At 65.4% G+C, this 24103-nt stretch carries 25 protein-coding genes; 7 read left to right on the top strand and 18 right to left on the bottom strand.

The features are described 5' to 3' along the window. The first annotated feature begins 6 nt into the window (after positions 1-6). Positions 7-657, top strand: coding sequence for a leucyl/phenylalanyl-tRNA--protein transferase (aat, locus tag OJF58_RS21070; protein WP_300779708.1), 651 nt, complete (start codon positions 7-9; stop codon positions 655-657). Here aat and OJF58_RS21065 read toward each other — a convergent pair. The 4 genes from OJF58_RS21065 to OJF58_RS21050 are packed head-to-tail and all read right to left on the bottom strand — an operon-like array spanning position 594 to position 2173. Further along, positions 594-1103: a DUF2155 domain-containing protein gene (locus tag OJF58_RS21065; protein ID WP_300779707.1), complete on the bottom strand. Its 510-nt coding sequence runs from the start codon at positions 1101-1103 to the stop codon at positions 594-596. The two genes, aat and OJF58_RS21065, sit on opposite strands and share 64 nt — an antisense overlap. Beyond that, positions 1100-1330, bottom strand: coding sequence for a hypothetical protein (locus tag OJF58_RS21060; protein WP_300779706.1), 231 nt, complete (start codon positions 1328-1330; stop codon positions 1100-1102). Before OJF58_RS21060 ends, OJF58_RS21065 begins: the two co-directional genes overlap by 4 nt. Next, positions 1330-1764, bottom strand: coding sequence for an outer membrane lipid asymmetry maintenance protein MlaD (gene mlaD, locus OJF58_RS21055; protein ID WP_300785343.1), 435 nt, complete (start codon positions 1762-1764; stop codon positions 1330-1332). Before mlaD ends, OJF58_RS21060 begins: the two co-directional genes overlap by 1 nt. A 55-nt stretch (positions 1765-1819) precedes the next feature. Continuing rightward, a complete protein-coding gene (locus tag OJF58_RS21050; RefSeq protein WP_300779703.1) occupies positions 1820-2173 on the bottom strand; it encodes an NADH:ubiquinone oxidoreductase subunit NDUFA12 in 354 nt (117 codons plus the stop codon). 298 nt (positions 2174-2471) lie between these two features. On the opposite strand from OJF58_RS21050, the gene OJF58_RS21045 reads away from it, so the two are divergent. Beyond that, a complete protein-coding gene (locus OJF58_RS21045) occupies positions 2472-6164 on the top strand; it encodes a vitamin B12-dependent ribonucleotide reductase (RefSeq protein WP_300779701.1) in 3693 nt (1230 codons plus the stop codon). 405 nt (positions 6165-6569) lie between these two features. Continuing rightward, positions 6570-7748, top strand: a complete 1179-nt coding sequence (locus tag OJF58_RS21040; RefSeq protein WP_300779700.1) for a GNAT family N-acetyltransferase — start codon at positions 6570-6572, stop codon at positions 7746-7748. 12 nt (positions 7749-7760) lie between these two features. Here OJF58_RS21040 and OJF58_RS21035 read toward each other — a convergent pair whose 3' ends face one another. From OJF58_RS21035 to OJF58_RS21020, 4 genes are all read right to left on the bottom strand, one after another. After that, positions 7761-7934: a hypothetical protein gene (locus OJF58_RS21035; protein WP_300779699.1), complete on the bottom strand. Its 174-nt coding sequence runs from the start codon at positions 7932-7934 to the stop codon at positions 7761-7763. After that, complete coding sequence (gene clpA, locus OJF58_RS21030) at positions 7934-10255, bottom strand: ATP-dependent Clp protease ATP-binding subunit ClpA (protein ID WP_300779698.1); 2322 nt, start codon at positions 10253-10255, stop codon at positions 7934-7936. Before clpA ends, OJF58_RS21035 begins: the two co-directional genes overlap by 1 nt. 31 nt (positions 10256-10286) lie before the next feature. Further along, complete coding sequence (clpS, locus tag OJF58_RS21025; protein WP_300785341.1) at positions 10287-10658, bottom strand: ATP-dependent Clp protease adapter ClpS; 372 nt, start codon at positions 10656-10658, stop codon at positions 10287-10289. Positions 10659-10772: 114 nt separating this feature from the next. Beyond that, entirely contained in the window at positions 10773-11465 is a 693-nt protein-coding gene (locus tag OJF58_RS21020; RefSeq protein WP_300779697.1) for a hypothetical protein, read from the bottom strand. 1 nt (position 11466) lies between these two features. Between OJF58_RS21020 and OJF58_RS21015 the strand changes: the two genes are divergently transcribed. Beyond that, a complete protein-coding gene (locus tag OJF58_RS21015) occupies positions 11467-13035 on the top strand; it encodes a D-alanyl-D-alanine carboxypeptidase (RefSeq protein ID WP_300779696.1) in 1569 nt (522 codons plus the stop codon). Here OJF58_RS21015 and OJF58_RS21010 read toward each other — a convergent pair. The 10 genes from OJF58_RS21010 to fabD all read right to left on the bottom strand — a co-directional run bounded on the left by OJF58_RS21010 (position 13004) and on the right by fabD (position 22291). Continuing rightward, a complete protein-coding gene (locus OJF58_RS21010) occupies positions 13004-13438 on the bottom strand; it encodes a gamma-glutamylcyclotransferase family protein (protein WP_300779695.1) in 435 nt (144 codons plus the stop codon). The genes OJF58_RS21015 and OJF58_RS21010 overlap by 32 nt on opposite strands. Further along, entirely contained in the window at positions 13438-14838 is a 1401-nt protein-coding gene (gene pgmG / locus OJF58_RS21005; RefSeq protein ID WP_300779694.1) for a phosphoglucomutase/phosphomannomutase PgmG, read from the bottom strand. The genes OJF58_RS21010 and pgmG overlap by 1 nt, the downstream gene beginning before the upstream one ends. Positions 14839-14870: 32 nt before the next feature. Further along, on the bottom strand, positions 14871-16187 hold the full coding sequence (locus OJF58_RS21000) for a UDP-glucose/GDP-mannose dehydrogenase family protein (protein ID WP_300779693.1): 1317 nt from the start codon (positions 16185-16187) through the stop codon (positions 14871-14873). A 3-nt stretch (positions 16188-16190) separates the two neighbouring features. Further along, a complete protein-coding gene (gene galU / locus OJF58_RS20995; protein WP_300779692.1) occupies positions 16191-17066 on the bottom strand; it encodes a UTP--glucose-1-phosphate uridylyltransferase GalU in 876 nt (291 codons plus the stop codon). A gap of 129 nt (positions 17067-17195) precedes the next feature. Further along, positions 17196-17900, bottom strand: coding sequence for a molecular chaperone DnaJ (locus OJF58_RS20990; protein WP_300779691.1), 705 nt, complete (start codon positions 17898-17900; stop codon positions 17196-17198). A 3-nt stretch (positions 17901-17903) separates the two neighbouring features. Further along, positions 17904-18917, bottom strand: coding sequence for an endolytic transglycosylase MltG (gene mltG, locus OJF58_RS20985; RefSeq protein WP_300779690.1), 1014 nt, complete (start codon positions 18915-18917; stop codon positions 17904-17906). Between the two features lie 17 nt (positions 18918-18934). Further along, positions 18935-20194 carry a beta-ketoacyl-ACP synthase II gene (gene fabF, locus OJF58_RS20980; RefSeq protein WP_300779689.1) on the bottom strand — a complete coding sequence of 420 codons (1260 nt, stop codon included), beginning with the start codon at positions 20192-20194 and terminating at the stop codon, positions 18935-18937. A gap of 30 nt (positions 20195-20224) precedes the next feature. Further along, the gene (locus OJF58_RS20975) at positions 20225-20464 is read right to left on the bottom strand and encodes an acyl carrier protein (protein WP_300779688.1); all 240 of its coding nucleotides are present in this window, start codon (positions 20462-20464) and stop codon (positions 20225-20227) included. Between the two features lie 135 nt (positions 20465-20599). Next, positions 20600-21337: a 3-oxoacyl-[acyl-carrier-protein] reductase gene (gene fabG, locus OJF58_RS20970; RefSeq protein WP_300779687.1), complete on the bottom strand. Its 738-nt coding sequence runs from the start codon at positions 21335-21337 to the stop codon at positions 20600-20602. Between the two features lie 12 nt (positions 21338-21349). Further along, complete coding sequence (gene fabD / locus OJF58_RS20965; RefSeq protein WP_300779686.1) at positions 21350-22291, bottom strand: ACP S-malonyltransferase; 942 nt, start codon at positions 22289-22291, stop codon at positions 21350-21352. A gap of 267 nt (positions 22292-22558) precedes the next feature. On the opposite strand from fabD, the gene rpsF reads away from it, so the two are divergent. Genes rpsF through rplI form a run of 3 tightly spaced genes read left to right on the top strand, consistent with a single transcriptional unit; the run spans position 22559 to position 23890 of the window. Next, positions 22559-23011: a 30S ribosomal protein S6 gene (gene rpsF, locus OJF58_RS20960; RefSeq protein WP_300779685.1), complete on the top strand. Its 453-nt coding sequence runs from the start codon at positions 22559-22561 to the stop codon at positions 23009-23011. Continuing rightward, positions 23008-23241 carry a 30S ribosomal protein S18 gene (gene rpsR, locus OJF58_RS20955; RefSeq protein ID WP_085933286.1) on the top strand — a complete coding sequence of 78 codons (234 nt, stop codon included), beginning with the start codon at positions 23008-23010 and terminating at the stop codon, positions 23239-23241. The genes rpsF and rpsR overlap by 4 nt, the downstream gene beginning before the upstream one ends. Positions 23242-23251: 10 nt before the next feature. After that, positions 23252-23890, top strand: coding sequence for a 50S ribosomal protein L9 (rplI, locus tag OJF58_RS20950; protein WP_366526792.1), 639 nt, complete (start codon positions 23252-23254; stop codon positions 23888-23890). Positions 23891-24103: the final 213 nt, after the last annotated feature.

Here is a 24103-nt window from a genome sequence, read left to right as displayed (position 1 = left end):
ACCGCCATGCTGGAGATCACGCCCGAGCTCCTGCTGCAGGCCTACCGGATCGGCGTCTTTCCCATGGGAGAGCGCCGTGACGATCCCAAGCTCTACTGGCTCGATCCGCGCCTGCGGGCGGTGCTGCCGCTGGACGGCTTCCACCTGCCCCGACGACTCGCGCGCACCGTACGGTCCGGCCAGTTCGAGATCAGCGCCGACAAGGCCTTCGTCGAGGTCGTGCGCGCCTGCGCCGAGCCGCGGCCGGGCCACCCCGAGAGCTGGATCAACGAGCCGATCGTCAGGCTCTATGGCGAGCTTCACCGGCGAGGCCACGCCCACAGCGTCGAAGCCTGGCGCGAGGGCCGGCTCGTCGGCGGCCTGTACGGCGTGTCGGTCGGCGCCGCCTTTTTCGGCGAAAGCATGTTCAGCCGCGAGCGCGACGCCTCCAAGGTCGCACTGGTCCATCTCGTCGCTCGGCTGATCAAGGGCGGCTTCCGGCTGCTCGATTGCCAGTTCATGACCGAGCATCTGCGCAGTTTCGGCGCGGTCGAAATCCCGCGCGACCAGTTCCGCGAGCGGCTGGCCGACGCGGTCGGTCGCGAGGCCGTCTTTCAGGGCGACTTGACGGGTGAGGATCCCTGCTCCCTGGTGCAGGCGAGCACCCGCACGTCGTAGACACCGTCATCCATTGCGGAAATGGACGGCGTCGAGGCGAACATCCAGCCGGCGAACAGCTTCTGCGCCGGCTGGCCCGGCTTGTGGTCGACGATGGTGAGATAGGCGGCCGCTTCGGGCGGCGCGTCGGGGGTATTGACCAGGCAATCGCCGACCGTGATGGCGAGCGTGCCGAAGGTCGTGGACTGACCCACCGGCGCGATAAAGCGCTTGGTGCGGGCGGTCACCTTGTCGAGCCCCTGCAACTCGGCGACCGGCTTGCCGGGCCCATCGGGAATCGCCCGCAAGGTCGGGCTGTTGTCGAAAGAAGAAGACGACGGCTGCTCCGAGGCGGCCTGTGTCGGGGCTTGGGCCGGTGCTGTCTGGGCCGCAGCCGCAGCGGCACAGGCGGTCGCGCCGATCACAGCAGCCAGCGTGGCAAGGGCAGCCTGTGGACGCACGCTCACCCTTTCGCGGCGTGGGGAACGACCAGTCCGTCGATCAGCTCGTGCAGCGCAGCCTTGATCTGCCCGGGATCGCATCCCATCAGAACTCCATCCTCGAGTGCATCGGCGCAGAGGGTTTCGATCTCCTGGATGTTCTGGTTGAGGACTTTGATCTTTTCGAGGCAGGAGACCGGCGTGCCGTCGGATTGCCGCCATGTGTGCGACGTTTTCGGAAACCGTGCGTTCATCACTTCTTTCCTGTTCCGCCAAACATGAACTTGGCGATCAAGTCTGTCAGCGAGATGGCATCCTGGGTATTGGTGATTTCGCCTCCCGACGGCAAGGTCTTCGTGTCCGCGCCCGGCTCGAGCGCCACCACCATGCCGCCCAGGAGCGATTCGCTGACGACCTTGGCGTTGGTGTCGTCGGGAAGCCGCAGGCCGGAGGAAACGGCCATGCGGACCACCGCCTGGTAGGTCTTGCTGTCGAGGTCGATGGCCGTGACGGTGCCGACCTTGACGCCGCTCAGGGTGACATCTGCGCCACGCTTCAGCCCGTCCACCCGGCCGAAGCGCGCCACAAGCTCATAGCCGTCCGCGCTGGACTGGCCCGACTTCGCGAAAGCATAGAAGACGAACACGCCCGCCACGATGAGCACGACAGCGCCTACGATCGTCTCCACGACATTGCGGCCCACGCGCTGCCTCCCCCCGCTACTTCCTGACCACGCCGAAAAATCAGCCGGGACGCCACGCCTCGTAGGCCGGCTTCGGCTTCTCGCCCGAAGTCGCGAGGGTGGACCCCGGCGGACGATAGGCGAGATCCGTGCCGCTGAGATTGCGCTCGTGTTCCTTCTGCCACGGCTGTCGCGGCAGCCCGTTGGCCGGCGGAGGTGCGTTGGTCGTGTGATGCAGCCAGCCGTGCCAGTCGGGCGGAACGCGCGAAGCTTCGGCCTCGCCCTTGTAGATCACCCAGCGCTTGCGACGCCGTCCGGGGATCACCCGCCTGTCCTGATAGTAGCGATTGCCCTGGCCATCAGTGCCAACCAGCTCGCCGCGCATTTTGGTGAACAGCCAGGTGCCGAAGGTCATCAATCACTCTCTCGAAGAAGGATCGCGCGCTTGTACGCGCGCCTCAGGGGACGCGCAACGCGACGCATGTGGGCTCGTGCTTCATCGTTTGTCGTCATGCGATTCGTCGTCGATCCTGACCCTTGTTGCGTTCTTGCATCATCTAGTATCATCAACATACTGGTCTACAAAATATAGTTGCGCACACAAGATTTTGTAATTTACTATCATCGTGTGCCCATATCTGCGTGCTCATTTCAACCGAGAGAGCACATCCCGCGACGGGACGAAGACGGGAAGCTGGCACGGGGGATCGTCGATGCGCTTTGAGCGTCGGAACACGCGAGCAGGAAATTCGCCATTCGAAGGAGTGGCGTTTCGTGCTGCCGATTCCGAAATACGCAATCCTGATGGCACGGTCGTCTTCCGCCAGGAAGGGATCGAGGTCCCAGCCGAGTGGTCGCAAGTTGCGACCGATGTGCTGGCGCAGAAATATTTCCGCCGCGCCGGTGTGCCGCGCCGCCTCGTGCGCATCGCCGAACATGACGTTCCCGAATGGCTCTGGCGCTCGGCGCCGGATATCCAGGCGCTGTCCGCCTTGCCGGTGGATCAGCGCTTCGGTGGCGAGCGGTCGGCCTGCCAGGTGTTCCTTCGCATGGTTGGCGCCTGGACCTATTGGGGCTGGAAGGGCGGCTACTTCGACAGCGAGGAGGATGCGCGCGCCTTCCACGACGAGCTTTGCTTCATGTTGGCGACGCAGATGTGTGCGCCCAATTCGCCGCAATGGTTCAACACTGGCCTGCACTGGGCATACGGCATCGACGGCCCCGATCAGGGGCACTGGTTCGTCGACCATCGCGACGGCATCGCCTACCCTTCCGACTCCGCCTATGAGCGGCCGCAGCCTCATGCCTGCTTCATCCAGAGCGTCGCCGACGATCTCGTGAACGAGGGCGGGATCATGGACCTCTGGGTCCGCGAGGCGCGGTTGTTCAAGTACGGTTCGGGCACCGGCTCCAACTTTTCGCGCCTGCGTGGGGCGGGCGAAAAGCTCTCGGGCGGCGGCAGATCATCCGGCCTGATGTCGTTTCTCAAGATCGGTGACCGCGCGGCCGGCGCCATCAAGTCGGGTGGCACGACGCGGCGCGCCGCCAAGATGGTGGTGGTCGACGTCGATCACCCCGACATCGAGGAGTTCGTCTCCTGGAAGATGCTCGAGGAGCAGAAGGTGGCAGCCCTCGTCGCCGGATCGCGCCTCGCCAGCCGCCATCTCAACGCCGTCATGCGCGCCTGCATCGAGAATGACAGCCGCGGCGACGATGCGTTCGATCCCCGGCGCAATCCCTGTCTGCGCCAGGCGATCGTCGCGGCCCGGGCCGCTGAAATTCCCGAGAACTACATCCATCGGGTCATACAGTTCGCCCGGCAGGGCTATCGCCACATCGAATTCCCGGCCTTCGATACCGATTGGGAATCCGAAGCCTATGCCAGCGTGGCGGGACAGAACGCCAACAACTCGGTGCGGGTTACCGACGCCTTCCTGCGGGCGGTCGAGGCCGACCGCGAATGGTCGCTGACTGAACGCACCACCGGCCGGGTCGCGCGGACAGTCTCCGCCGCCGCCCTCTGGGATCGCATCGCCGAGGCCGCATGGCATTCCGCCGATCCGGGCGTGCAATTCGACACCACGATCAACGATTGGCACACCTGTCCGGAGTCGGGGCGCATCAACGCTTCCAATCCGTGCTCGGAATACATGTTCCTCGACGACACGGCGTGCAATCTCGCTTCCCTGAACCTGATGCGGTTCCGGCGCAGCGACGGGGCGACCGACATCGCCGCGCTCGAGCACGCCACGAGGCTGTGGACCGTCGTTCTCGAGATCTCGGTGATGATGGCGCAGTACCCGTCGCGCCGCATTGCCGAGCTGTCCTATCGCTACCGCACGCTCGGCCTCGGATATGCCAATCTCGGCGCGCTGCTCATGGCCTCGGGCCTGGGATACGATTCGACGGAAGGTCGTGCCATAGCGGCCGCCATCACTGCCATCGTCACCGGCACCGCCTATGCCACGTCGGCCGAGATGGCCAAGCTCATGGGCGCCTTCCCCGGTTTCCCGGCGAACCGCTCGGCCATGCTGCGCGTCATTCGCAACCATCGTTGCGCCGCCTATGGCAACGAGGCCGCCTACGAGGGCCTGTCGACGCTCCCCGTCGCGCTGGATGCCGCCGGTTGCCCGGATCCTGACCTGGTGTCGGCCGCCCGGCGCGCCTGGGATCGCGCCCTTGCGCTGGGCGAGGCGCACGGCTTTCGCAATGCGCAGGTCTCGGTGATCGCTCCCACCGGCACCATCGGACTGGTGATGGACTGCGACACGACCGGCATCGAACCCGACTTCGCGTTGGTGAAATTCAAGAAGCTGGCGGGCGGAGGCTACTTTAAGATCATCAATCGCACCGTGCCGCTGGCCTTGCGCACGCTGGGGTACGATGAAGCCGCTATCGCGCGCATCGTCGCCCATGCGGTAGGGCACGGCACGCTGAGGTCGGCCCCCGCCATCAACCACGAGACGCTCGCGGTGCGCGGCTTCGATGCGGCGGTGCTGGCGCGGATCGACAAGGCCCTCGCCACGGCCTTCGACATTCGGTTCGCCTTCTCGCGCTACACGCTGGGCGACGACTTCTGCCGCTCGGTGCTGGGGCTCGATGACGCCGCCCTCGCCGATCCGGGACTCGATCTGCTGGCGCGGCTCGGCTTCTCTTCCTCCGACATCGCATCGGCAAACGTTTATGCCTGCGGGACGATGTCGATCGAGGGCGCACGCGACCTCAAGCGCGAGCACCTCGCGATTTTCGACTGCGCAAATCCCTGTGGACGAGATGGCAAGCGCTGCTTGTCTGCAGAAAGCCACATACGCATGATGGCTGCAGCACAACCGTTCATCTCAGGCGCGATCTCGAAGACGATCAACATGCCGAATGCCGCAACGGTCGAGGACTGCCGCAAGGCCTACGAGATGTCGTGGAAGCTTGGTCTCAAGGCCAATGCGCTCTATCGCGACGGCTCGAAGCTGTCGCAACCGCTCTCCGCCTTGGCGCTGGGCGAGGACAAGGCCGCGAACGACGATCTTCTGGAGCTGCCGCCGGCCGCCCGCGCGTCCATCGTTGCCGAGCGGATCGTGGAGCGGATCGTCGAGCGCGAGGTCCGCCGTGGGCGCGAACGGCTGCCGCAACGGCGCAAGGGCTACACGCAGAAGGCCGTCGTCGGCGGCCACAAGGTCTATCTGCGCACCGGCGAGTACGAGGATGGCCGGGTCGGCGAGATTTTCATCGACATGCACAAGGAAGGCGCCGCCTTCCGCAGCCTGATGAACAACTTCGCCATCGCGATCTCCATTGGCCTGCAATACGGCGTGCCGCTGGAGGAATTCGTCGAGGCCTACACGTTCACCCGCTTCGAGCCGAGCGGCATCGTCGAAGGCAACGACGCCATCAAGATGTCGACCTCTCTGCTCGACTACATCTTCCGGGAGCTGGCGATCTCCTATCTCGGCCGCAACGATCTGGCGCATGTCGAGCAGGCCGATCTCCGGCCTGACGGTGTCGGCCGCGGCCTGGTCGATGACGGTCTGCCGGTCGACGGCACCGACGCCGCGCAGGCCGCCGCCGCTGCGGTCAGCCGCATCGCCAGCGTCGGCTACATGCGCAGCAACCTCCATTTGTTGAACGGCCGGATGGCCGGCGCCGCGCTCGCCAACGAGGCGGTCGCCGCCGGCTCCGAGCCCATCGGACTGACGGACGGCCCAGCCGTCGCTTCGGCGCATGTCGCCCAGGCGGCCGTCGTCGGCGTCGCGACTGGAGGGGCATCCTCCTCACCCCGGAGCTCGGCTGTCGAGGCCAGGCTCAGGGGCTTCGAAGGGGATGCCTGTCCGGAATGCGGCAACTTCACCATGGTCCGCAACGGGACGTGCCTCAAGTGCACGACCTGCGGCGGCACCACGGGATGCAGTTGAGCATGCGTGACGTAGCGTACCCGCGTACCCCGGGGACCTCGCGGTTGGGGACCTCATAGCTAACCATAGGAGACAGTTATGGCTGCTAAGAAAAAGGCTGCTAAGAAGAAGGCTGCTAAGAAGAAGAAGCAGTAACAACAAGAACCAAGAATAAGGGAAGGGCGTAGGCCAGAGCTCAACTTTGGCCCCTTTTAACCGACGCCTTTCGGCTTCCGTGTGGGTGCCCTCATGGCCCCACCGGAAGCCACCTTCAGATTCGGGGATGAAACCTTTGCAACGCCCCGTCGGCAGGGGCAAAGTAATTTGATTGTGTGTCCGGCGACCCTTGGTCTGTCGGACTTTTTTGCGCGTACTGCGCGACCGATCGGGCCTCAATGAGGGCAAGATTCGCGCTATGCTTGGCCCATGCCGGATGACTCACCGACCCTCGGCCTGCGCGTTGTCGATTCGCTTGCGGCGGTCGATGCCGCGCAATGGGATGCTTGCGCCCTTGCGCCGGGTGTGGCCGGCAATCCGTTCCTGACGCATACCTTCCTGAAGGCGCTGGAGGACTCGAAGTCGGTTGGCCGTCGCACGGGCTGGCAGCCGCAGTACCTGCTGGCAGAGGCGGCGGACGGAACGTTGCTCGGTGCCGCACCGCTCTACCTGAAAGGGCATAGCCAGGGAGAATACGTCTTCGATCATGGCTGGGCCCAGGCCTTCGAGCGCGCTGGCGGCCGGTACTATCCCAAGCTCCAGATCGCGATCCCCTTCACCCCTGTTCCCGGCCCGCGCCTGTTCGTCCGTCCGGGCCCGCTGGCCGACGCCGTCTGCGACGCCATGATCGACATGTTGGCGAAAATCGCCAAGGACAACGGCATCAGTTCGGTGCATGCCACCTTCTGCAGCGAAGCCGACTGGAAGCGGTTCGGGGCCCATGGCTGGTTGCAGCGCATGGGCCAGCAGTATCACTGGCACAATGCCGGCTATCGGACGTTCGACGATTTTCTCTCCGCCCTCGCGTCACGCAAGCGCAAGGCGATACGCAAGGAACGCGAGTCGGTACGCCGCGAAGGGCTCGCGCTGCGGGCGCTGACCGGCGCCGATATCGAACCTCGACACTGGGACGCCTTCTTCGCCTTCTACATGGATACCGGCGGGCGCAAATGGGGCTCGCCGTATCTGACGCGCGCCTTCTTCGACATCCTGGGCGCCGCCATGGCCGACAAGGTCGTGCTGATCATGGCCGAGGCCGATGGTCGGCCGGTCGGCGGCGCGCTCAACCTCGTGGGCGACGACACGCTTTACGGCCGCTACTGGGGTTGTCTCGAAAGCCATTCCTTCCTGCATTTCGAGGCCTGCTACTACCAAGCCATCGACTTCGCGATCGCCCACGGCCTGCAGCGTGTCGAGGCGGGCGCCCAGGGCGACCACAAGATCCAGCGCGGCTACTTGCCGGTGCCGACCTATTCCGCCCACTGGATTGTCGACCCCGGCTTCCGCCGCGCGGTCGACGACTATCTCAGGCGCGAGCGGCCGGCGGTGCAGCAGGAGATCGACGGCCTGCAGCAGTACTCGCCGTTCCGGAAGGAGAACGAAAAATGACGCCGGCCGGCGTCATTTCTTCTCGATCATCAGGATCCCGAGGAAGAACACGACAAAGAACACGAGCTGCTGAGTAAGGCCGAGCGGAGCCTGCCAGTGCAGCTTGTCGACGAGGAGCGTCGCCACCCAGAAGACCGCGGTGGCCAGCACCGCGGCCCGGAAGGCTAGCCAAAGAGGCCGGAACATCAGTCAGCGAGCACTGGTTCCTGGCTGGCCGGAGGCAGCGCCCCACGCTCGGGCGGCAGGAAAGTGAAGACGAGCTTGGCCGCCGCGCCCTCACCCTGGGCATCGACGCGGACCGTGCCGCCGCCGTTGGCGAGCTTGCCGAACAGCACCTCCTCCGCGAGCGGCTTCTTGAGATGCTCCTGGATGATGCGGGCCAGAGGACGGGCGCCGAACAGCCGGTCGTAGCCCTTCTCGGCGAGCCACCGCCGCGCCGAATCGGACAGCTCGATGAAGACCTTGCGGTCGGCGAGCTGCACCTCGAGCTCGGCCACGAACTTGTCCACCACCTTGCCCATGCTCTCGGGGCCGAGATTGGCGAACTTGATGACCGCGTCGAGCCGATTGCGGAATTCCGGCGCAAACAGGCGATTGATCGCGTCGTCGTCCTCGTCCTGCCGCGCCTCGCGACCGAAACCCAGCGCGGGCTTGGCGATATCCGCCGCGCCGGCGTTGGTGGTCATGCAGAGGATGACGTTGCGGAAGTCCACGGTCCGCCCGTTGTGGTCGGTGAGCTTGCCGTAGTCCATCACCTGCAGGAGCACGTTGAACACGTCCGGATGCGCCTTCTCGATCTCGTCGAGCAGGATCACGCAATGCGGATGCTGGTTGACCTTGTCGGTGAGCAGGCCGCCCTGGTCGAAGCCGACATAGCCGGGCGGCGCTCCGATCAGGCGCGAGACGCTGTGCCGTTCCATGTACTCGGACATGTCGAAACGGACCAGCTCGAGGCCCAGGAGCCGCGCGAGCTGGCGCGTGACCTCGGTCTTGCCGACCCCCGTCGGCCCCGCGAGCAGATACGAGCCGATGGGCTTCTCCGGCGAGCGCAGGCCCGCGCGCGCGAGCTTGATCGCCGCCGAGAGCTGATCGATCGCCTTGTCCTGGCCGAACACGACCGTCTTGAGATCGCGATCGATGTTGCGCAGCATCTCCGTGTCGTCCTTCGACACGCTCTTGGGCGGGATGCGCGCGATCTTGGCGACGATCTCCTCGATGTCGGGCACGTCGATGGTCGACTTTCGTGCGTCCTGCGGCCGCAGCATCTGGGCCGCGCCCACCTCGTCGATCACGTCGATCGACTTGTCGGGCAGCTTGCGGTCGTGGATGTAGCGCGCCGACAGCTCGACCGAGGCCTTGATGGCGTCGTCGGTGTAGACGACGTGGTGATGCTTCTCGTAGACCGGCTTGAGGCCCTGCATGATGAGGACGGCATCGGCGATCGAGGGCTCCGGAATGTCGATCTTCTGGAAGCGCCGGACGAGCGCGCGATCCTTCTCGAAGTAGTTCCGGTATTCCTTGTAGGTCGTCGAGCCGATGCAGCGCAGCTCGCCCGACTGCAGCGAGGGCTTCAGGAGATTCGACGCGTCCATCGACCCGCCCGACGTGGCGCCGGCACCGATGATCGTATGGATCTCGTCGATGAACAGCACCGAGTTCGGCTTCTTCTTGAGTTCGGCCAGGACGGCCTTCAACCGCTCCTCGAAGTCGCCGCGATAGCGCGTGCCGGCAAGCAGCGCACCCATGTCGAGCGCGTAGATGACCGACTCCTTCAGGACGTCGGGGACATCGCCCTCGACGATCTTGCGGGCAAGGCCTTCGGCGATCGCCGTCTTGCCGACGCCCGGCTCGCCGACATAGAGCGGATTGTTCTTGGTCCGGCGGCACAGCACCTGGATCGTGCGCTCGACCTCGTATTCGCGGCCGATCAGCGGATCGACCCGGCCCTCGCGTGCCTTCTGGTTGAGATCCACGCAATAGGCCGTCAGCGCCTCGTTGCCCTGCTTGACGGCGGCTTCGCCGTTCTCCTCCTCCGCGCCGGTGACGCGGCGGGTGCGTGCCCGGCCCGGGACCTTGGCCTTGCCGTGGCTGATGTAGTCGACGGCATCGAGCCGCGACATGCCCTGGTTCTCGAGGAAAGACACGGCATGGCTGTCGCGCTCCGAAAACAGCGCCACCAGGACGTTGGCTCCGGTCACCTCCTTGCGGCCCGAGGACTGGACGTGCACCGCGGCACGCTGGACGACGCGCTGGAAGCCGGCGGTCGGCAGAGGCTCGCTCGGCGTCTGGGTGACGATGCCTTTCAGGCGATTGTCGATAAAGGCCTCGAGGTCGTGCCGGAGGCGATCGATGTCGACTCCGCATGCCTTGAGCACGGGGGTTGCGTCGTCGTCCTCCGTCATCGCGAGGAGCAGATGCTCGAGCGTCGCGTATTCATGCCGCCGCTCACCGGCCAGCGCGAAGGCGCGATGGAGGGACTTCTCGAGGTTCTTGGACAACATGGACATCGAACACCTCGACCAAAAAACGGATCGTTGCTTACTCTTTCTCCAGGGTGCACTGCAGCGGGTGTTGGTTCTTGCGGGCGTAGTCGACCGTCTGGGTCACCTTCGTCTCGGCGACTTCATAGGTATAGACCCCGCACACGCCCACGCCCTTCTGATGGACGTGAAGCATGATCTGGGTCGCCTCTTCGCGATTCTTCTGGAAGATGTGCTGCAGCACGTCGACGACGAACTCCATGGGCGTGTAATCGTCGTTGAGCATCAACACCTTGTACATCGACGGCTTCTTGGTGCGCGTACGCGTGAGCGTGAGCGCGCCGGTGCGGCCCTCGTTGTCCCTTTCCCCGTCCTCCCGACGCGGCGGCTGGGGCGGCGCGCCGCCCGGCGGCTCCTGGGGTCCACCCAGCCGGCCGGCGCCGACGCGCCCGTCTTTTGCTGAACCGGAACAGAGCATTGTCGCGAACTGGTCCCCTATCCAAGCCACCAGCGAATTATTATATAGGCACACCAAGCGATTCCGCTACCTCGGCCGCAATCCGTCCTTCCCCACCACCAGCACCCAGCGGTCGCCACGCCCGCGGCGCGCCGACTCGTCGTCCATTCCCCGGCGGAATTCAGCCGGCTCCAGCTTGCGGGGACGGTTCACAGGAACTTTCACGTTGTCCAAGGCAAAAAGTTGCTCCGCAAACTTCACATTTGCGAAACCGTCGGTGGGATAGTGATAGGCTTGGAAGCCCCAGACGCCGTTGCGGCAGGACGCGACCGTCCACCAGAAATCGTTGTCGGGCAGGCGCAGGCCGTCACGCGGCGGCCCGAAGGCGGCGCTGGCCTGCAGCAGGTCCATAAGATGCCGTGTTTCCGCGACATCGAGCAGGCGCTGGCCACGCTTCATACGCCAGGGGTTCAGGACGTCGGTGCCGCTTCCGGCCAGGATATTGCTGACGTCGCCCTGATCGGCGAGCACGCCGATCTCCAGGCCGGCGGTTCCATCGGGCTGCAAAAAAATCTCGTAAGTGCGGACCTGCTCCTCCCACAGCGCATTGTAGACGAGCCGTATGCGGCTCCGGCCGCCCGGCCGGCAGGCAGCGCGAATGTCATCGCCTCCGACGTAGGAGAACCAATGGAAGCTGCGAACGATCGGCATATCGACATTGCGGTCGGCCCGCTGAGCGAACGCCGTCGCGGCTGCGAACAGGATCAAGGCCGATGCCACGGTGAAAATCCTCGTCTTCACGGGCTTCCTCCATTGCAAAGCGCGATGCAGTTTTCGAGCCAACTGCGGCAACAGCGCGACCGCAGAAAAGTTGCGTCGCGCCGCCAACTTTAGTAATCTTCAAAAAATTGCCTTAAGCCTCTGGCTCGGCACAAGAAATCGTTGCAATTCGTATGGCGTTTTTGAGATGACCCCCTCCCTCAGGCGCTATGCGGCGGGCCTCGCCTGGCTCGTCGTCGCCGTTTTCTTCCTTTCGACGCTGTTGCCGGCCGACGCCGATGCGCAAAGGCATTCGACCCAGTCACGTTCCGCGCCCAAGCGCGCGCATCGGCTTGTTTCCAAGCCCGCCGTCGCCAAAGACGCATACCTGATCGTGGACGCCACCAGCGGCCGCGAGCTTGCATCCGATCAACCCGACAGCCTGCGGTATCCCGCGTCGCTCACCAAGTTGATGACGCTTTATCTAACCTTTTCAGCGCTCGACTCCGGCCGCCTGTCGCTGGGCGATGCCCTGCGGGTATCGAGCAACGCCGCGAATGCGCCGCCCACCAAGATGGGGATGGTGGCCGGCAGCACCGTCATCGTTCGCGATGCGATCATGGGCCTGGTGACGCGGTCGGCCAACGATGCAGCCGTCCTGCTGGCCGAGGCGCTGGGCGGCAGCGAGGATCAGTTTGCCCGCCTGATGACCCAGAAGGCCCGCCAGCTCGGCATGACGTCGACGGTCTACTACAACGCCTCGGGCCTGCCCAACCGCAAGCAGGTCACGACCGCGCGCGATATGGCGAAGCTCGCCAATGCGCTGCTGCGGGATTTCCCACACTACTATCCGATCTTTTCGGTGCAGAGCTACTTGTATCACGGCCATCCACTCGAGAATCACAACCACATGCTGGGCAACTATCCCGGGGCGGACGGGCTGAAGACGGGCTATACGGCCGCGTCCGGCTTCAACCTCGTGATGTCGGCCGTCCAGGACAACCGACGGCTGATCGGTGTCGTCATGGGCGGCGACAGCACGAGGCAGCGCGACCGGCTGATGGCTGAACTGATGGATCGCGGCTTTGCCGCCGCCCGGACGATGCATCTTCCGCCCTGGACCTCGCCCCGGGTACCGCCCTCGGCGCGCTATGCCGCCGCCAATTTCGTTCCAGGCACGGCAATTCCGGACGTTCCGCGCATCGGCCAGGTCGTTCGGGCCGAACCGGCGCCAACGACCAATGCGCTGCGTTCCACCAGCACCGTTCGGGTCGCCAGCACCGACGCCACCATGCCAACCGAAGCGGTACCACCTCCGGTCGGAAGCTGGGTGATCCAGGTCGGCTCGTTCTCGGACTCCCGCTCGGCCGAGCGGGCGCTGCAGCGGGCGGCGTCGATCCTTTCGGACCTCATGGGCGATGCCGCCACCTCGATCGACGAAGTGACGCTGGCGCAAAAGACCTTCCACCGTGCGCGTGTCACCAATCTTTCCCAGACCGAGGCCATCGACGGCTGCAAGCGCCTCGAACAGCACAAGATCTACTGCGCGGCGATCGAGGTCACCGCGTGGAATACACAGGGTGCGCGCTGAGCACGCGCCTGATCCGGTCGACAAAGGCCCGCTTGTAGCGGCGCTGCCAGAGCGTCAGATCCCACGCGCCGTCGACAGGCTCGAATCGCTTCTCCAGCGGCTCGAAGACGGACACCGTGGTCAAACGCCCGTGGATCTCGACAGTCAGGGGCGCAATCCGATAGCGCGGTCCTTCGTAGGCCGCCAGCCGCTCGACATCGATCGCACTCAGGCCACATACGACGGCCCCCGGCACCGTGCCGTTGGGATCGCGCACGATCACCGGATAGGTCACACCCCTGGCGCAATGCCGCGCGTAGCCGTGCAGGGTCGCGGGAAGGAAGGCCCGAGGCGGCAGGCGCCGGCCCAGCACCAGCGCCGTCACGTCGTGGTCGAGCAGCGTGCCGTAGAAGAAGAACCGCATCAGTGTCCTGCGGCCGCCTCGTCCGGCAGGCTGACGCCGCTTGCCGCCAGCGCCGCCTTGAGGTCGCCCTTCAGCCGGTCGAGGCCCGCCTCGTTCGCGCTCTCGCAACGGGCCACGAGGACGGCCTGCGTGTTGGAGGCGCGCAGGAGCCACCAGCCGTCCGGCGTGTTGACCCGCACGCCGTCGATGTCGTTCACCTTGGCGCCGGCCTGCGTCAGCCGAGCCTTGACCTCTTCCACGATCTTGAACTTGCGGTCCTCGGCGCAGTCGAACCGGAGTTCCGGCGTGTTGACGAGTTGCGGAAGCTTGTCGCGCATCTCGGCCAGGCTTTCGCGCTCGTTGGCGACGATATTGAGCAGACGAAGGCCGCAGTAGAGGGCATCGTCGAAACCGTAGAAGGTATCGGCGAAGAAGACATGGCCGCTCATCTCGCCGGCGAGTGGTGCCTTGAGCTCGGCCATCTTGGTCTTGATCAGCGAATGGCCGGTCTTCCACATCAAGGGCGTGCCGCCAGCGCGCAGGATTTCGTCGAACAGGGCTTGGCTTGCCTTGACATCCGCGATGATGGTGGCCCCCGGCCGGCTCTTCAGCACGTCGCGGGCCCACAGGATCATGAGCTGGTCGCCCCACAGGATGCGGCCCTTGCCGTCGATCGCGCCGATGCGGTCGCCGTCGCCGTCGAACGCGATGCCGAGATCGCAGCCACGGCGCCGGACCTCGGCCACGAGCTGCTCGAGGTTCTTGGGCACTGTCGGATCGGGATGATGCGCCGGAAAAGTGCCGTCGACCTGCTCGTTCAGCACGAAATGCTCGCCCGGCAGCTTGTCGACCACGGCGCGGATCGACACGCCGACTGCGCCGTTGCCGGTGTCCCAAGCGACCTTGAGCTTGCGCCCCGGCTTCACGTCCTTCAGGAGCCGCGCCGCGTAGTCGACCAGTACGCTCTTCTGCTCGACCGTGCCGCGGCCCGTCTCGACATCGTCCTTCGCCGCCATCTCGCCGAGCTTCTGGATATCCGACCCGTAGAACGACTTCTTGCCCATCATCATCTTGAAGCCGTTGTAGTCCGGCGGATTGTGCGAACCCGTGATCTGGATCCCGCCGTCGGCGTCGAGGTGCCAGACCGCAAAATAGAGCATCGGCGTCGCGGCAAGCCCGATATTGATCACGTGCAGGCCTGCGGCGGAGAGCCCCTCGATGCAGGCGGCGGCAAGCTCGGGCGAGCTCAGCCGGCCGTCATATCCCAGCGCGACCCGCTTGCCGCCCTTGCGCCTGACCATGGAACCGAAGGTACGCCCGATGGCACGCGCATCGGCGGCGTGCAGCGTGGTGCCAACGATTCCCCGGATGTCGTACTCGCGCAGGATCGTCGAATCGAACTTGTGGCCCGTCTGGCTCATCGAAAAGGCTCCGCTGAAAGAACGCGTAGGGTCTACGGACGCGGCCGCGGCCGGCCGATCCCTTCGTAGGTGAAGCCGAGGCTGCGCATTTCCTCGGGATCGAAGATGTTGCGCAGGTCGACGATGCGGGGCTGGCGCATCGCCTTCTTAATACGCCGCGGATCGAGTCCGCGGAACTCATGCCACTCCGTGATCACAACCAGAACGTCGGCATTGGCCGCCGCGTCGTAGGCTGTCTTGACGAACGTCACGCCAGGCAGGATCCGGCCGGCCTCTGTCATGCCCTCGGGATCGAACGCCACGATTTTCGCGCCGGCGGCCTGCAGCGCCGGAACGATGTCGAGGGACGGCGCATCGCGCATGTCGTCGGTGTTGGGCTTGAAGGTGAGGCCGAGCACGCCGATGGTGAGGCCCGCAACCGATCCGCTGCAGAATTCGATCACCTTGCGCGCCATCCGCTTCTTGCGCGCATTGTTCACCTCGATCACCTGCTCGACGATCGTTTGCGGGGCATCCACCTCGCGGGCGGTATAGGCGAGGGCCAGCGTATCCTTGGGGAAGCACGAGCCGCCAAAGCCCGGCCCGGGATGCAGGAACTTGCGTCCGATCCGTCCGTCCAGGCCGATGCCGCGCGCCACGTCGTGCACGTCGGCGCCGACCTTCTCGCAGAGATCGGCGATTTCATTGATGAAAGTGATCTTGGTCGCCAGAAACGCGTTGCCGGCGTATTTCGTGACCTCGGCGGTCTCGATGTTGGTGAAGACCATCGGCGTCTGGATCAGGTTCAGCGGACGATAGATCGCCGCCATCACCTCGCGGGCGCGCTCGCTTTCGACGCCGATCACGACGCGGTCCGGCTTCATGAAATCCTCGATTGCCGCGCCCTCGCGCAGGAACTCGGGATTCGACGCCACGTCGAACTCGGCGGCAGGCTGGGCCTCGCGGATGATGCGCGCAACCTCGCGACCGGTTCCCACCGGCACGGTCGATTTAGTCACCACCACCGTGTAGTGCGTGATCGCCCTGGCGATCTCGGCCGCCGCGGCATAGACGTAGCTCAGATCGGCGTGCCCGTCGCCTCGGCGGGTCGGCGTGCCGACGGCAATGAAGACGGCATCCGCCCTCGCCACCGCGTCGGCCAGGTTGGGCCCGAATTCGAGGCGGCCGGCGCGCATGTTGTCGGCGACCAGCCGATCGAGGCCGGGCTCGTAGATGGGTATCTCGCCGCGCCGCAGCCGGTCGATCTTGTCGGCGTCCTTGTCGACGCAGGCGACGTCATGGCCGAACTGGGCGAAGCAGGCGCCCGAGACCAGGCCGACATAGCCCGAGCCGATCATGGCGATGCGCATCGGTCAGCCTTTCAGCAGACGCGCGAGCAATGCCCGCGTCTCGGCGGAAGTGTCGGAACGGTGCAGCGCCACGGCGACGTTTGCCTCGAGGAAGCCCAGCCGGTTGCCACAATCGTAGCGACCGCCGGTGTAGCGCATGGCATGAAAAGGCGTGCTGCCGATCATCTTGGCCATGGCGTCGGTCAGCTGGATCTCGCCGCCGGCGCCGGTCTCGTGTCTGTCGAGATGGCCGAACACTTCCGGCAGCACGATGCTGCGGCCGATCCAGGCGAGCGTCGAAGGCGCATCCTCCGGCCTCGGCTTCTCGATGATGGCAGTCATCTCGGCGAGCCCATCCCTCTCTTCCTTGACCGCCACGATGCCGTAGCTCTTGGTCTGCTCGCGCGGCACATCCATCACGGCGACAATGTTGCCACCGGTCTTTTCATGCGCGGCGACAAGCTGGGCCGTGCAGGTGGGCGAGCTCACCATCAGCTCGTCGGGCAGAAGCACGGCGAACGGCTCGTTGCCGATCCAATGCCTGGCACACCAGACGGCATGACCGAGGCCGAGCGGTTTCTGTTGTCGGGTGAAGACGGCATTGCCGGGCTTGATCGTGGCGGCCTGGGTCTGCTTCAGCTCGGCTGCCTTGCGCCGTTGCTCGAGCGTCGCCTCTAGCTCGTAGGCATGGTCGAAATGGTCCTCGAGTGCCCCTTTGTTGCGGCCGGTGACGAACACGAACTCGTCGATGCCTGCCGCCAGGCATTCCTCGATCGCGTACTGGATCAGGGGACGATCGACGACCGTCAGCATCTCCTTGGGCATCGCCTTGGTCGCAGGCAGGAAGCGGGTGCCCAATCCGGCGACCGGCAGAACGGCTTTACGGACGCGCTGCGCCATGCTCGTCGACCTCATCCAGCGTTATATTTTCAAGCAGGATCAATGATTTGCCACGTATCGCCCTGAGGATGGGGCGCGGCGGTTGATGCCACAGCCGGGGCAGGCGGGCAAGGTGCTTAGCCTGAGTGCTTACCCAAGAAGGATATCCTTGGCGCGGTTGATGCGGGCGGCAAGATCGGCGCTGCCGCCGACGTCCGGATGCACTCTCTGGATGAGGCGGCGATGGGCCGCGCGTATTTCGTCCGCCGTGGCGCCTTCGGCGAGGCCGAGAACGGCAAGCGCCTCGTCGCGTGTCATGTCGGCTCGACCAGCCTTCGGCGATTGCTGCTGCGCGCCGCGCCAGCCTGGCCCCAGGCGTCGGTCGAGATAGGCTTCGAGAACACGCATGGAGTCCGCATCCGACGCTGCTTCGATCCGCACCTCGAGAAGCTCGCTGTCGGACAGACTATCGAGCGTCCGGCCGGCGCATCGGCCCGCCAGCACCGCCCCGCCGACCTCGCCGGTTCCATGGTCGATCCAGGCGCGCAGGAACGCGGTGCGCACTTCGGTCCGCTGTCGGCCGCCCGGTGAGCTGAAGCCGTCGGATGGCCGATGCCGCAGCAGCCGGGGGAGGAGCGCGGCACCGACAAGGCCGACGAGCCCGAGCAGCTCGGGCAGGACTTCGGGCAGGAACCGGACCGAGAACACCAGCGCCATCCCCGCCGCAACGATGCCGAGTACAAGAAGCAGGCGCCGCAAATTGCGCGCCACGGTCAAGGGATTGGCGCGAAGGAACCAGCCGATCCCCAGCGCCATGGCCGCCAGCACGCCAAGGGCGAGGAACAGGGCCAGCATGGCTCACGGCTTGCCGGCCGTCGGCGGGGTAGCCTGCTCCTGGCGCTCGCGCTGGATCGCCTTCCAGCGCTCGACGTTGCGGTTGTGTTCGGCGACGGTGCGTGCAAAGACGTGGCCGCCCTGCCCGTCGGCGACGAAATAGAGCGACCGGTCGTGCGCGGGATGGGTCACCGCCAAGATCGACGCTCGCCCCGGGTTGCAGATCGGACCAGGCGGCAGTCCCGTGACGACGTAGGTATTGTAAGGCGACTGCGACTGCAGATCCGCCTTGGTGAGCTCGCGATCGAACGATTTCTTGCCGTCGGTCAGGCCGTAGATCGTCGTCGGATCGCTTTCGAGCTTCATCTTGAGCCGCAGGCGGTTGAGGAAGACCGCGGCGATCCTGCTTCGTTCGGCAGGCACGGCGGTTTCCTTCTCGACCATCGACGCCAGGATCAGGGCCTGGCGGCGATTGGCGAGCGGCAGGCCCGGCGTGCGTTTGCGCCAGGCCTCGTCGAGCGTCTTCTCCATCGCTTCCTTCATGCGCAGCAGCAGGCCGTCGCGCGTGTCGTCACGCGAATAGAAGTATGTCTCGGGAAGAAGATCGCCCTCCTTCACATCCACTGTGATCTCGCCGGTCAGCGCTTCCGCCTTGCGCACGAGATCGAGGATCTCGGCCGTGGTCATTCCTTCGGGAACGGTCAGCCGGCGCTGCACCAGCTTGCCCGCCTGCAGCAACTCGACGAGGCCCTGCATCGATGTATGGGCGGGCACCTCGTATTCGCCGGCCTTGATGGGCTTGGGCTCCGAATCGATCATCAGCGCCACGCGAAACAGCAGCGGGTGGGCGATCACGCCCTCCTGATGCAGCACTCTCGCCATGGTCGCAGGCCCTGCACCGCGCGGGATCACGATGCGTTTCGTCGTCTCCAGCGGCCCTTGCGCGACGAGCATCTCATGGCCGAAAAAAAGCGCGCCGCCGATCACGGTCAAGAACAGGGCGATAAAGAACAGGACCCAGCGGAAAAAGCTGAGCATGACCCAGCCTCCGAGGACTAGATGGCGCCGACGATCAGGCAGGCATTGGTGCCGCCGAAGCCAAACGAGTTGCTGAGCGCATATCGGACTTTGCGCTGCTTCGCCTGCTTGGGCACGAGATCGATGTCACAGCCGTCGTCGGGCTCGTCGAGATTGAGCGTCGGCGGCACGGCCTGGTCAATGATCGACTTGATCGAGTAGATCGCCTCGATGGCGCCGGCGGCGCCGAGCAGATGCCCCGTCGCCGACTTGGTCGACGACATCGAGAGCTTGTAGGCATCGTTGCCGAAGGTCTTCTTGACCGCGCCGAGCTCGATCACGTCGGCCATGGTCGAGGTGCCGTGCGCATTCACGTAGTCGATCTGATCGGTGTTGAGGCGACCGCGCTTCAGCGCTGCCTTCATCGCGCGCTGGGCGCCGTCTCCGTCCTCCGACGGTGCCGTGATGTGATAGGCGTCGCCCGACAGGCCGTAGCCTACGATCTCGGCGTAGATCCTCGCACCCCGCTTCTTGGCGTGCTCGTACTCTTCCAGGATCACGCAGCCAGCGCCCTCGCCCATCACGAAGCCGTCGCGCCGCTTGTCCCACGGCCGCGAGGCCTTGGTCGGGGTGTCGTTGAAATCGGTCGAAAGCGCCTTGCAGGCATTGAAGCCGGCAATGCCGAGGCGGCAGATGGCGGCTTCCGATCCACCGGCCACCATCACGTCGGCATCGTCGAACTGTATCAGTCGCGCGGCGTCGCCGATCGCATGGGCGCCGGTGGCGCATGCCGTGACGACAGAATGATTGGGGCCGCGGAAGCCGAACTCGATCGAGACCTGGCCCGACGCGAGGTTGATCAGGGCCGACGGAATGAAGAACGGGCTGACGCGTCGCGGGCCGCGCTCCTTGAGGATGAGCGAGGTCTCGTAGATCGTCTGCAGGCCGCCGATGCCGCCGCCGATCATGACGCCGGTGCGATTGCGCCCCTCGTCGTCCTGCGGCTTCCAGCCGGAATCCTCGACCGCCTGCTTGGCGGCGGCCATGGCGAAGATGATGAATCTGTCGACTTTCCGCTGGTCCTTCGGGGACATGTAGCGGTCTGCATCGAAGTGACCGTTGGCCCAATCGCCGACCGGCACTTCGCCTGCGATCTTGGTCGCAAGATCGGCGGTATCGAACGCCTGGATCGCGCGGATGCCCGACTCAGCCGCCAGCAGGCGGCGCCAATTTGCATCGACGCCGTCTCCCAACGGCGTCACCATCCCCATGCCGGTTACGACAACCCGCCTCGTCATTCGCCTTCCTTCCGCGGGAACCGGCGCTGGTCAGGACTTGGCGTTGCTCTTGATGAAGCCGATCGCGTCGCCGACCGTCTGGATCTTCTCGGCGGCGTCGTCGGGAATCTCGATGCCGAATTCCTCCTCGAACGCCATCACCAGCTCGACCGTGTCGAGGCTGTCGGCGCCGAGATCGTCGATGAACTTGGCGTCATCCTTCACCTGGGCCGCTTCGACCCCGAGATGCTCCACGACGATCTTCTTAACGCGCTCGGCAATATCGCTCATTTTATTGTCCTTCCGTGTTCTTCGAATCCCGGCTCGCCGAAGGGGACGACGAATTCCGGCTCTCCTAACATAGCTCCCCGGCCAAGGCTAGCGCCGGAAAGCCCACAGAATCAGGCACTTGTGCCCGACTCCCCCTCAGATCATCGCCATGCCGCCGTTGATATGCAGGGTCTGCCCGGTGACGTAGGCGGCCTCGTCGCTGGCCAGAAAGACCACGGCGGCGGCGATCTCGGCGGGCGTGCCGAGGCGGCCTGCCGGCACCCGGCCGAGGATGATCGCCTTCTGCTCCTCGGTCAGGACATCCGTCATGGGCGTGGCAATGAAGCCGGGTGCCACGCAGTTGACGGTGACGCCCCGGGAGGCGAGTTCTTGGGCGAGCGACTTCGACATGCCGATCAGCCCGGCCTTGGCCGCCGCATAGTTGGCCTGGCCTGGATTGCCGATGACGCCGACGACAGAGGTGATGTTGATCACACGGCCGGCGCGTCGCCTCATCATGCCCCGAATCGCCGCGCGCGTGAGCCTGAAAGTGCCGGTGAGATTGACCTGGAGCACCTTCTCCCATTCCTCGTCCTTCATGCGCATGGAGATGTTGTCGCGCGTGATGCCGGCGTTGTTCACAAGGATGTCGACTTTGCCCATCGCCGCTTCCGCTTCCTTGGCGAGCCGCTCGATATCGCCCGGGTCGTCCATCCGCGCGGCGATGGCGTGGGCACGCTCGCCCAGCATTCCCCTGAGCTGCTCCAGAGCGTCTGCCCGGGTGCCCGACAGCGTCACGGTCGCGCCCTGCGCGTGAAGCGCACGCGCGATGGCCCCGCCGATTCCGCCCGACGCTCCAGTGACCAGAGCCGCCTTGCCGTCGAGATCGAACATGCGTTCCACTCCTCACACGGTTTTCAGGAAGGCTTCGATGTCGGCCGGCGTATTCAACGCCAGCCCCGTCATGTCCTTGTCGATCCGCCTCACCAGTCCCGACAGCACCTTGCCCGAGCCGCACTCCACGAGCACATCGACTGCCTGTGAGCGCATGTACTGCACGCTTTCCCGCCAGCGCACCAGCCCGGTCACCTGCTCGACGAGACGCCGCTTGATCTCCTCGGGATTGGTGATCTCGGACGCCAGAACGTTGGCGACCAGCGGCACCCTCGGCGTCGCGAGTTCCACCTTCTCCAGCGCCTCCCGCATCGCATCGGCGGCGGGCTGCATCAGCGGGCAATGGAAGGGAGCGCTGACCGGCAGGAGCATGCCGCGCTTGCATCCTCTGGCCTTGGCTGCCTCGATCGCGCGCTCCACCGCCGCCTTGTGGCCGCTCACGACGACCTGACCCCCGCCATTGTCATTGGCCACGGCGACGACTTCGCCCTGTGCCGCTTCCTCGCATGCCTGCTGTGCCGGCTCGAGGTCGATCCCGAGAAGGGCCGCCATTGCTCCCTCGCCCACCGGCACCGCTTTCTGCATCGCCTGGCCGCGCAGTTTGAGAAGACACGCCGCATCGGCAAGCTTCAGCGCGCCCGCGGCGGCGAGCGCCGAATATTCGCCGAGCGAATGCCCCGCGACATGGGATGCAAGTGTGGCCAGAGGCTTGCCGCCATCCGCGTCCAGAATCCGGATCACGGCCATGCTCACGGCCATCAGGGCGGGCTGGGCATTCTCGGTCAGGACGAGATCGGCCTCGGGCCCTTCGCGCATGAGCCTGGACAGGTTCTGCTTCAGGGCCTCGTCGACCTCCCCGAACACGTCCCGTGCGGTCGAGAAGGCCCCGGCAAGATCGACCCCCATGCCGACGGCCTGGGATCCCTGTCCCGGAAACACAAAAGCGCGACTCATCAGGTTTCCCCCCGTCCTGGCCTTGTCCTCGGCCCCAAAGCGGCGTCCCTATACCTCACTCGGACGGTGCCCGGAACGGCTTGATTCAGGGGAATTTGCCTGTATAACCGCCCGCACTTCGGGGCCTAAGTCGGCCCCGTCTCCTTGCCGACCCGATCCGGGGCAAATCTGTCCGGGGAAGGGGCCGGCTAGATCCGGGCGGTTGCCGGTCGGACCCTTGCGGGCCGCGACGAACGCCGGGTCGCTAACAGCCATAAGGAGCTTCAGTTGGCACTCTACGAAAATGTCTTCATCGCGCGCCAGGACGTGCCGGCGACGCAGGTGGAGGCCCTCACCAACCAGTTCGCGGAGCTGATCGCGAACCAGGGCGGCACCGTCTCCAAGAAGGAATATTGGGGCCTGCGCTCGCTCACCTACCGGATCAAGAAGAATCGCAAGGGTCACTACACCCTGCTGAACATCGATGCGCCGCCCGCCGCGGTGAAGGAGCTGGAGCGCACGATGTCGATCAACGAGGACATTCTTCGCTACCTGACCGTTCGCGTCGACGAGCTGGAGGAAGGCCCGTCGGCCGTCATGCAACGGGCCAGCGAGAAATCGGACCGGCCATCGGGCGATCGCGACCGCGGCGGCTGGGGCGACCGGCCGGCCCGGCGCGAGCGTCCGCGCTTCGGCGACGACAGTGCTGCGGCCACCGCCACGACGGGAGACGAAGAATGAGCGCCCAACGTCGACCCTTCACGCGCCGGCGCAAGAGCTGCCCCTTCTCCGGCGCCAACGCCCCAAAGATCGACTACAAGGACGTGCGGCTCCTGCAGCGCTTCATTTCCGAGCGCGGCAAGATCGTGCCGAGCCGCATCTCCGCGGTCTCGTCCAAGAAGCAGCGCGAGCTTGCCCAGGCGATCAAGCGCGCCCGCTTCCTGGCGCTCCTGCCTTACGTGATCTCCTGAGGAGCGCATCATGCCGATGAACGTCATCCTGCTGGAGCGCGTGCCCAAGCTCGGTCAGATGGGCGATGTTGTGAAGGTGAAGCCCGGCTTTGCCCGCAATTTCCTCCTGCCGCAGAAGAAGGCCTTGCGCGCCACCAAGGACAACATCGCCTACTTCGAATCGCAGCGTAAGGTCCTCGAGGCCCAGAACCTGGAGCGCCGGGCCGAGGCCGAGGCGGCAGCGGCAAAGATGAAGGACCTCAAGGTCACGCTGATCCGCCAGGCGTCGGAGGCGCTGCAGCTCTATGGCTCGGTCACCTCGCGCGATATCGCCGAGGCGGCAAATGCCGCAGGCGTGAAGATCGCCCGCGGCCAGGTCGAGCTCGACAAGCCGATCAAGGCGCTGGGCGCCCATGCGATCAAGGTCCATCTCCATCCGGAGGTCACGGTCGAGATCATGGCGCTGGTCGCGCGCTCTCCCGACGAGGCCGATTTCCTCGCCAAGGGCGGCACGCTGGTGGCCGAGACCGAGCGCGCCGCGCTCGAGGCGGCGGAGGCCGCCCAGCGCGCGGCCGAGCAGGCGGCCGCACTGTTCGAAGCCAAGCCCACCGAGGGCGAGGCGGCCGAGGGATCGACCGGCGAGGAGGAAGCGAAGGACCAGGAGAAGTAGGCGAGCAGACCAGCCGGTCGCTTTTCTCCGCACCGAGATGCGCCTGCCGTCGCACGCCCGCGACGGCAGGCGTTTTATTTTGTCCTGGAGGAACCTGACGACAGGCTGAGCAATTTTCTTTCGAGAGGCCTTTGCATTGAAAAGGGCGATGGGATTAACATTTGCGGCGACAAGGTGGCGATTCGACAGGAATCGACGCTTTTCGCGAATTTG

It is taken from the genome of Enhydrobacter sp. (assembly GCF_030246845.1).
Classification (GTDB): Bacteria; Pseudomonadota; Alphaproteobacteria; order Reyranellales; family Reyranellaceae; genus Reyranella.
This window is presented reverse-complemented; position numbering and strand designations above follow the sequence as displayed.